Here is a 1,049-nt window from a genome sequence, read left to right on the forward strand (position 1 = left end):
ACCGGCGTGAGCACCGCCGATGCGGCCGGCATCGGCGGGGTCGATGGCGCGGGCAGCATCATCGTCAGCGGACTGCGCTACGACACGGACACCGCCGTCATCAACCTCGAGGATGCCGCATCCCTGCAGCTGGGAATGAGCGTGAAGGTCAGCGGGCCGGTCAACGCCGACTTCACGAGCGGCACGGCCCGCCGGGTCGATTCGGCGGCCGATATTCGCGGCCCGCTTTCGTCGGTCGATCTGGCGCAGGGCAGCTTCGTCATCATGGGCACCACGGTGACCACCGACAACGCCACCGTCTGGGCCGATGCGGCCGGACTTGCTGCCATCGCACCCAACACGACGCTGCAGGTCTGGGGCTTGCCGGCGGCACCTGGCGTGCTGCGGGCGACGCGCGTGGAGCAACACGGCCCCTCGGCACCGATCCTCACCGGCACGGTCCAGAACCTCGATCAGGCACGACGCACCTTCACGCTCGGCAGCTTCGTTGTCGACTACAGCGTCGCGGCCCTGAGCGGCAGCCCCGACGGGCGCCCGCCTGCCAACGGCACCCTCGTGCGCGTGCGTGCGAGCACCGCCCTGCCGGGCCGCCTGCCTGCCACCCTCGTGCAGTGGTGGTACCCGGTGCCGACGGCGAACACCACGCCGGTCCAGCTCGCGGGCGTCGTCACTGACTACGCGGGACTGGGTTCGCTGCGGGTGCTGGGCACGCCGGTGGACGCCTCTTCCGCGCAGATCACCGGCGGGCCGGCCGGCTCGGTCGGCAATGGCGTGAAGGTGGACGTTGCCGGCACGATGTCCAACGGCATCCTCAAGGCCACCAAGCTCAAGATCAGGCATATCCCTGGCACCGGCGGGCCGGCGTCGTTCACCCTGATCGGGGCCATCGGCAACTTCAGCTCCGCCTCGAGCTTCCGGGTACGCGGACAACCCGTGAATGCCGGCGGCCCGGGCGTCGTGTTCGTCAACGGCGCCGCGTCGAACCTGGGCAACGGGGTGCGCGTGACCATCGAGGGCGAGCAGGTCGTCGATGGCGTGCTGATCGCCAC

General features: G+C 70.4%; 1 protein-coding gene. It reads left to right on the forward strand.

From position 1 onward, the window contains the following. The coding region (locus BLS74_RS34730) for a DUF5666 domain-containing protein (protein WP_093112362.1) at nucleotides 1-1,049 on the forward strand (1,049 nt) is incomplete at both ends.

It is taken from the genome of Variovorax sp. CF079, assembly GCF_900101545.1.
GTDB lineage: Bacteria > Pseudomonadota > Gammaproteobacteria > Burkholderiales > Burkholderiaceae_C > Variovorax.